The following is an 8,240-nucleotide window of genomic DNA, read 5'->3' as shown; positions in this document are numbered from 1 at the left end:
ATATTCGAATTCATGGAACACTGGGCTATTTAACACCGGTGGAATTCAAGCAGCAGTCCTTATAAAAGTTGTCCAGTTTAGTGTTGACATACCAAACATAACTAATATGGATATCAGTTAAATTATTTACTTCATCTATAGATTCGTCTAACTTCTTCTTAAAATTAGAGTATTTATCGTAGCTTTTCTTTGTAGCACCTAACATATCCCTTAGCAATTTCAACTCTACTTTAATCTTTCTTTTATGGAATATCCATTTTTTACAGATTTCATATAGACGAATTGAATATGTAGATTTCAAACCCAAAATATACTCGAGTTTATACGTTGTATATGTTTCTTTTAAACCAATAAGATATGGTTTAAGTCCAGGTGAAAACTTAATTAACAATCTACCTTCCTTTGGATAATATTTAGATTCTATAACCCAATGATAGGTTTCCCAAACTTCTTTGCCCTGTTTATCTACAGTAGGTATCTCGATCAGCTTTTTCATTAATCCTTTAGTTATATTATGTATCTCCGTATACTTTGCATCTGCTAAACCTAGTAACTTTGAAAATTCTTTAACATGAATTTCATATTCTTTTAAATCTATATCATCCTTACGAATTAAACTTATGGCTGTTAATATAAGCTTTTGTTCTCTTAATGTCAGTGGTTCAGTATGTTTGGCTATCACAAGATCATTTGCTTGTGCTACTGGGAAAGTTGGACTCAATGATTCTAATACTATTTCGTGTTTCATACTACTCACCTCTCGTATAATACCTAAAAGTTACAAAATGAAAATAAAAGTAGCTTTTCTATTCTTAAAAGTTACTTTTCACCTCCTAAATACGGCGAATTGGTAACTTATAAATGCAAATCATCATTAAAAATACAATGTTTTTTTGACAAAAAAGACAAAATGTGTTAAAAATAACTCATTCATGGCGAAAAAGTAGCTTTTAATTAGCTCATTCACGGCGAAAAAGTAACTTTTAGATATTGGTTACTAAGAAATCAGTGTTCACGGCATTTATCTAAAACTATTAATGCGAAGGCGAATTAGTAGCTTTTCACAGCGGAAAAGTAACTTTTTACGTCGAATTAGTAGTATTTAACGTCGGAAAAATAGCCTTTAACGGCGAAAAAATATCTTTTTACGTCGAATTAGTAGTTTTAAGAGTCTGCAATCCCTTATATATCAAGGCTTTGCAGACTCTTAAAACATATAAAACAATTAAAACAATATATAATAATATAAAACAACCAAACAAAAAGAGCAGCATATCTACTAGAGATATAGCGGCTTCTTATTGTTTAAAATAATAATAATCAAGTTAACTAAGGTTCTGGTAGGTGTTGGATTCCATTTCAGATAAAAATAAATTTATTATCTTTGGCTATTTCTTTATAAACTTCACTATTTGCTTACTCATTAAAGGTAGATTAGTTATAAACCTCAATTTCATGTTCTCATGCTACTGCTTTCACTTTTTCAAATCTTATTACCTCTACCATATGAACCTACGTATAAACTGTGCGATGTTTCTAATGTACTATCCCAGTAGTACAGCGAACGAGAACTGAAGATAGTTCTAGAAATTTAATGTGAAATTACTTTTTGAATCTGATCATTAATATTTACTTTACTTAATCCTCCGTGGTAACAGACCAAAGATTCAATGTCGAGGTCTAGGTATTTCTTCAAAGAGAGTCGAGCTTCTTTTATATCCAGTACTGTTGGGGTATGAATTCCCCCAATTATTCCGTTTACACTGTACATCGAATCCCCGGCAATGAGAGTCTTACTTTGCCTTAAATAAAGGCTGATATGACCGGGAGTATGGATGATGCGAATCCCGCCACAAAACGGTAGTTCCTGACCGTCAATCAAGGTATCGTCCACTCTGCCTTTCGGGGGATTCTCAAGGTGCCCGTCTTTTAAAAGCGGTTTCACGCCCTGAATATAAGGCTTATCCAGTTGTGCATAAACTTTAACTTTATTGCCACACTCCTGCAAAATCTCAGGAAGAGTACCTATATGATCCACATCTTGATGCGTCAAAATCACAACTTTTAGTTTGTTTATCGACACTCCTACCTTTTCCATCCCTCGCGTAAACCTTTAATTTGCCCCGGGAATCCTGTGTCTATTAAAACAGCCATTTCTCGATCCCACAAAAGCATTGGGTGAATAATATTCCCATGATAATCAAGATGAAGTATTTCTACTCCCTTTGAAATTTCCATAACTTTGGTCTCCTTCATAATTAGATTTTAATGATGTAAAAGAATGGGTTTGTTACACAAAAAGTTTGAAAGAATAAAGCTATTTTTACGTATAATAATATTATTCAGTATCACTTTTCTATAATCTATAAATTCCATTCCCCTTCTCTAAAACGCTTTTTTTTCACCCCTTCTATACTATTTAATTCTTACCCCAATTTTCTTTTACCTTCTTAAACTAACCAGACCCGTTAGAACAATAACTTCAACAAAAAAAGCGTTAATCCTTCTTGGATCAACGCCCCCGTTACTTGTATAACATCTAAAGTGTCCCCTTAAATTTCTCTGGCTTTTTTACATAGCTTTCGATTATAAATCCACATTCAGTACAAATAATGTATTCAACAACTGACCCAGCAAAGGTTACCTTATTATCCGGTAATATAGATCCATATCCATTATTCTTACCTTTCCCCAATTCTTTTCCACCACATTTTGGGCATTCTGTTACTTTCGTAGAATGTTCCATTTGAAAACCTCCCCTTTAGATATATGTAAATAAACCCCAACCGAAGAAACTCTTTATGTTATTACTTTCAAATGATTTAATCTCAGGTGTTCTTAATAAAATTACGAATGAACGGTAAATTAGTTTCATCTTCTTCAACTTACATGCTTCGTTAGTTGAAGAAATGAGCGCGTTTCCACTCCTAATTCTTTCTTTTCAAAGCCCTATTTTTTCTAACAATTCTATAAAGAATAAATCCAATAACGATAGAGATAACTGTACCAATGAACAGAACACTCTTATAAACGATACTCTTCCTTCGATGGTATCATTTCTGTTTCACTTTAATAACTGTCTACCAATCATCTTCAGAATAATAATATATTGCGAAGAAAAGCCAAGTCAAAAAGGTAAACAACATAAATAAAAATACACATATCTTTCTATTCAAGAGAACTCCCTATCTATTGTACAAAAAATACGGGACTACAAATTCATTCATTAATTAATGGTATTCTACGGATCAATTAGATACTATAGTGCAACCGAATATAACTGAAAGCTTCCCAATACTTTCTACGGCAAACAATAGCAATCTACATATATATTCGAAAACCTTGTAATTATAACGATTTTTTAAATAACTGAGAAACAATCAAAAACTACGGAAAGTTATCTACATTAAAAAAAGAAGTCCAATTGAGAAAAATAGAATATGTTAGAAAAGAGAGACATTAATTTACCAGTTAGTCATTTGATTAGAGCATTTGATAGAAGAACTGTATTGAATCGATTATGAAGAATGCTATTGTAAAAAAAATAGATATTTCATTATTTCAATTAGTTTAGAATCCTCATAATTTCAAGCTAAAATAGAGGTGTTAAAGATTAGTGTTTTAATTACCGTAATGATTACCGCAGTTATTACCGTAATATATAAACCGTTGGTAACAATGATTTTGTGAGCAATTTCTTTATAGTTGATTTATATAATAAAACAGTATATTATTGAATCAAGCACTTCATTACGGCAATTATTACGGTAATGATTACCGTATATTAATGTAATGATTACCGTAATAAATAAATTAACGACTTGGGGGTGTTAAAATTGCTGGACCTTAATCAAGTCATGGATATATTAAAGAAGAATTTATCAGATGAAAGTAAATGGATTTTAAGTGCATTAATTACTAGTACAAACCCTACTTCAAAAGAGAAATTATGGGAACTAACAAATACTTTGTATATAGAAAAAGGAATTTCTAATGATCCCACAGCTAAAATAATATCTTCTCGTTATGTCTTAGATATACATACAGCCAGATTAGAAGGTGCCGGATTAGTTGAAGTAACTGCTTTAGGAAGAATTAGAGTTTATTCTGTCAGTGAATTCGGGAAAATGTTAATAACTCACTTAAGTTAAAATTACAAAAGGAGCTGTTCATATGACAAAGCAAAATATCATTACTCATCATAAGGATGTAAAACTAAGTATTAATTTCGGATTTCTAGGTTTAGGTATGGGTGGTTCATCAATAGCTGCAGTATGCGGTGACGTTAAAACAAATGCTTCTTTCCCATACAAAGCATTACTAGTTAATACTAACTCAATGGATTTAGATAAAATAAAAGTAGAGAATGAATCGACAGTTAAATTACTAATTGGTGATGGTAAAGGCGCATCACGAGACATTAACCGTGGTGAAGAAATTTTCGTAGAACACGCTAATAAAGTCGCTGACAGTGTAAACTTGCATTTTGTAGATAGAGACTTCATTTGGGTTGTTGCAGGTCTTGGCGGTGGGACAGGAACAGGTTCTATTATCCAAGCAATTAAAGTGTTAATGACAAATAATTTCCAAAAGAAATTCGGATTAATACTGACATTACCTAGAGATAGTGAAGGAAGTACTGTACTAAGTAATGCCCTTGAAAGACTTCAAGTTATTAATAAAGCAATGCAAGGTTTAGGTTCTGTCGTAATTGTAGATAACCAAAAACTATTTAATTATTTTGAAACAACGAATAGTAACGCAACAGTACAATCGTATCTGTCATTTGCAAACTCATATATTGCAGATACTTTACATGGCATGAATGTAGTTACATCAAGCTACCAACCTTATGGGGAATTCCATTTCGATAGTTCTGAATTCAAAAAGCTTATCACTACACCTGGTGTACTTCACTTTGTTAAATATGAAACAAAAGTACAAAGTATTGATGTGAAAAAACCAATAGAACATCTAAATACATTGCAGAAACAAATTGTAAATGGCGTTCTATCCGATGGATATAACTTAGCGAAGACTTCAAGATTAGCATTAAGTATCCTTGCCCATTCTAATTCGGCACATAATATATTCAATATTGAATTCACTAAATCTATAGAAGATCTATTATCTGAAATTGCACCGATTGTTAGTGAAAAACCTGTAGGTCAGTATATCTATCCATTTAATGAAACTTCTAAAGTATACTATTACGCTGCATTTGCTGGACTTGATTTACCAAGTCGAGTTAGAGCTATGATAGAAGAAAATAATAGAGTAATAAAAGCAAAGAAAAACTTATCTACTGAAAAAGTTGAAGATATTTTTAGTAACTTTGTTACGACCAATCCAGCGACTAAAGAAAGCACTTTAAATGGTGATGAAGAGTTTGCTCGTTTATTTAATCAACCAATAGACAATGACAATGAAAAAGATGGTCAAAATGAAGGTGACAAAGCATTCGCTGCCCTTTTTGGTGATAAGTAATTATTAAGATATGAAAACGCTCAAACTGTTGTATCTCAATTCAATAGGTATGATTATGGTTTCTAGATAATTCAACTTCTTTAATAACCCAAAAAGCATTCTGCACAATTGCAGAATGCTTTTTTATACTTTGTTACAAAAAACTACAGGAATATATATCCGTAGTTTTTCATTTATCCATAGATTATATTAGTTCAGGGAATATTAGCTTTAAATATGCGTCATTTATATTTTTTTAGAAAATATTAGAGTTAATTTATCGTATATTACATTTATTTAGAAAATATTAGATTTAGATTTCTGTATAATACGGTACATTCTGATTTATATTAGAGACTTAAAGTGTTGATGTATCAATGTTTTGGTCGATTTATTTACATTCATTATGGATTTAATTAGAAAATTGGCAGACTACCGAATAAAGCCGTAGTTTCTTATAGTTTTTCGTTATTCTTTAAAAAATATTGCAGTTTATGGTTGATTTTTGTTGCCTTTTTTATTAGATTGAAGATAATAGACAGGGATTCTGCGTGTTAGAAAGGAGATGAGAAGATGGAGAATATTAAAGTATCAGATGAAACAATCAAAGAAATATTAAAAGATGATCCTTTGTTTGATATTATAAAAAACACTCCAGCTGAACATACTCTATTAAATGATGAGTATTTGGAAACGATTATAGAAAAAAAGTTTTATCCAACAGTAGAATTAGCACACTGGTTTGGAATATCAGATGGACAAGTTCGATACTACATTAGACCATTCCAGGATTATATCTTCCAGGGGGAAGACGAAGCTCCTTCATTTAGTACTTCTATGAGATTAAGTTTTAAATCCATATTAAAAGTTAGAATGCTAATCCTTCTAAAAGATGAATACAAAGTCAAAGGTTTACAGCAAGTACTGGGTTCAAGTGGATTGTTAATTAAAGAAAATAGGGTAACTTCTTCGACGACAGAAGTTGCAAAAGGTGGCCCCTCAATTCACGACGAAGTTCAAGTAATTAAAGATATTTTAAATAAGATATTACAATCGGGCGCATTTACCGTTACAGAAAAAGATGAAAAGTATACCGTTAACCTAGCTGCGGAACTAGAAAATATCATAGAAGGACACCAAATTAAAGCTTTGGATGAATACCAAGGAAAGCTTCTTACCGAATACAAAAATTCACTAGAACCAGTTCAGGAAGAGATTGAAAATCTTAAAAAGCAAAACAAGAAATTAGAAGATACACTTAGAACGCAAGATCAAGACAAAAATGAGCGTAATAAAGAAGAGACTTTATCTTTTCAAAACGAGATGAAAAGTTTGAGAGAGCAGAATCAACGATTAGAAACTGTAATGCAGTTACAAAGGAAATTTGAAGATGAAGCTGCAGTGGAATGGGAAAAGAATAACAGCTATGGTTTGATGGCAAGATTGCTAAAAGCAAACGAGATTGATGCTTCTAAAAGAAAATTCATCAATGAGTATGTTGATAAACAATTGAAAAGTACTTTAGATGAAACAAGTGCTGAATAAACAGAAAAAAAACCGTAACCCATAATTGAAAAGCACCCCAATTGTTAGATACAAAACTAACAATGAACTGCCCGGTAAAAGTTAGACACCAATCTAACTTTTACCGGTTTTTTTTGTTGCCTTATAAAACAACTAATAAAGATTTCTTTTTCGAGCCTTTAATTTTAGGGATGATTTCACACTTCTTCTCCTTCCCTATATTAAACGATCAATTATTAACTGGATTTGACCTATACAGAACTGCATTCATGGAACTGATAGAAGAAAGCGAGTAATAATACAACACTGCTTTGCTCGGTAAGTTAGGTGAAAAAATTATTGTTTTAGAATAATATGTAAAATAAGGAGTGGATTTCTAATGAATAAGGTTCAAAAGTAGGTTATCTACAGGTCGCTATTTTATAGATTCCTTAACAACAAAAAAACTGTGCCTCTTTTATTGGAAGCACAGCGGTAACATTTATAAATATGTAATTTTACTTTTTGTATATTATTTTTTAAAATTAATCCCAAAAAGAAACATACTCATCATTGCTAGTCATAGTTAATTTGACTAAGAAAAATTCAGCTAGGCCGTCATCTCCATCGCACCAATTTGAAATATCTCTAAAAATCATTTCATAAACTCCTGCACCAGAAAAATCAAAGTTTTTTACCGTCGCATCAAATAAAGGATCGTGTTCTTTCAGTGAGTATAGATAAGGACCGAAATATGATTGAGACACTACTACTCTGTAATCTCCACCATTAGAAGGATAGATTTTGGATTTACTTCCCACAAATTCATCACCTATTAAATCCTATTTTCCTGCTCCGAAAGTTGCTATACCAGAATTATTATAATTATCTTTTGCAGCTAAAACAGATAGATTAATAAGTGGTGAATCAGATATTTTTCTAATAATAACATCATCAGTAACTAAAATATCTTGATCCTCATTAAAATAAATGGTTTCTGCTTCTTTTTGTTCTACTGACTGAACATCAGAAGTATCTCCTAGTTCTGCGGCATGTGCATTATCATAAAATACAAAACTACCTGTTAACAAAATACCTAATAATAGAATTTTTCTCATAAATTACCTCCTGTAGTTAATGATTTTATTATAACATAATAAAAGGAAATAAAAGTTGTTTTTTGTAAACACTTATATTTTTGGTATAATATAATATATAAGATCGTGGCCATAGTTAAATCTAAGTGGAATCATATAATTTTAGAGATTAGA

General features: G+C 31.3%; 7 protein-coding genes and 1 pseudogene. 3 read left to right on the top strand and 5 right to left on the bottom strand.

The annotated features are described in order from the left end of the window. Positions 1 to 25: 25 nt before the first annotated feature. The 3 genes and pseudogenes from ACQKMD_RS18140 to ACQKMD_RS18130 all read right to left on the bottom strand — a co-directional run bounded on the left by ACQKMD_RS18140 (position 26) and on the right by ACQKMD_RS18130 (position 2,746). Positions 26 to 748: a replication initiation protein gene (locus ACQKMD_RS18140; protein ID WP_427753781.1), complete on the bottom strand. Its 723-nt coding sequence runs from the start codon at positions 746 to 748 to the stop codon at positions 26 to 28. Between the two features lie 843 nt (positions 749 to 1,591). Continuing rightward, positions 1,592 to 2,238, bottom strand: a pseudogene (locus ACQKMD_RS18135) (MBL fold metallo-hydrolase). Positions 2,239 to 2,539: 301 nt separating this feature from the next. Further along, on the bottom strand, positions 2,540 to 2,746 hold the full coding sequence (locus tag ACQKMD_RS18130; RefSeq protein ID WP_427753780.1) for a transcription initiation factor TFIIIB: 207 nt from the start codon (positions 2,744 to 2,746) through the stop codon (positions 2,540 to 2,542). Between the two features lie 1,090 nt (positions 2,747 to 3,836). Between ACQKMD_RS18130 and ACQKMD_RS18125 the strand changes: the two genes are divergently transcribed. The 3 genes from ACQKMD_RS18125 (at position 3,837) to ACQKMD_RS18115 (ending at position 7,011) form a co-directional block, all read left to right on the top strand. Next, positions 3,837 to 4,151 carry a hypothetical protein gene (locus ACQKMD_RS18125; protein ID WP_427753779.1) on the top strand — a complete coding sequence of 105 codons (315 nt, stop codon included), beginning with the start codon at positions 3,837 to 3,839 and terminating at the stop codon, positions 4,149 to 4,151. Between the two features lie 22 nt (positions 4,152 to 4,173). Then, entirely contained in the window at positions 4,174 to 5,487 is a 1,314-nt protein-coding gene (locus tag ACQKMD_RS18120) for a plasmid replication protein (RefSeq protein WP_427753778.1), read from the top strand. A 552-nt stretch (positions 5,488 to 6,039) separates the two neighbouring features. Continuing rightward, positions 6,040 to 7,011: a hypothetical protein gene (locus ACQKMD_RS18115; RefSeq protein WP_427753777.1), complete on the top strand. Its 972-nt coding sequence runs from the start codon at positions 6,040 to 6,042 to the stop codon at positions 7,009 to 7,011. Positions 7,012 to 7,514: 503 nt separating this feature from the next. On the opposite strand, the gene ACQKMD_RS18110 is transcribed toward ACQKMD_RS18115, so the two are convergent. Together ACQKMD_RS18110 and ACQKMD_RS18105 are read right to left on the bottom strand one after the other, a co-directional pair. Beyond that, a complete protein-coding gene (locus ACQKMD_RS18110) occupies positions 7,515 to 7,790 on the bottom strand; it encodes a hypothetical protein (RefSeq protein WP_427753776.1) in 276 nt (91 codons plus the stop codon). Between the two features lie 21 nt (positions 7,791 to 7,811). Next, positions 7,812 to 8,087: a hypothetical protein gene (locus ACQKMD_RS18105; protein ID WP_427753775.1), complete on the bottom strand. Its 276-nt coding sequence runs from the start codon at positions 8,085 to 8,087 to the stop codon at positions 7,812 to 7,814. Positions 8,088 to 8,240 lie beyond the last annotated feature (153 nt).

The organism is Viridibacillus sp. NPDC096237 (assembly GCF_050278625.1).
Lineage (GTDB): Bacteria > Bacillota > Bacilli > Bacillales_A > Planococcaceae > Viridibacillus.
The sequence above is the reverse complement of the archived record's forward strand: the minus strand, read 5'-3'. Positions and strand labels throughout refer to the sequence as shown.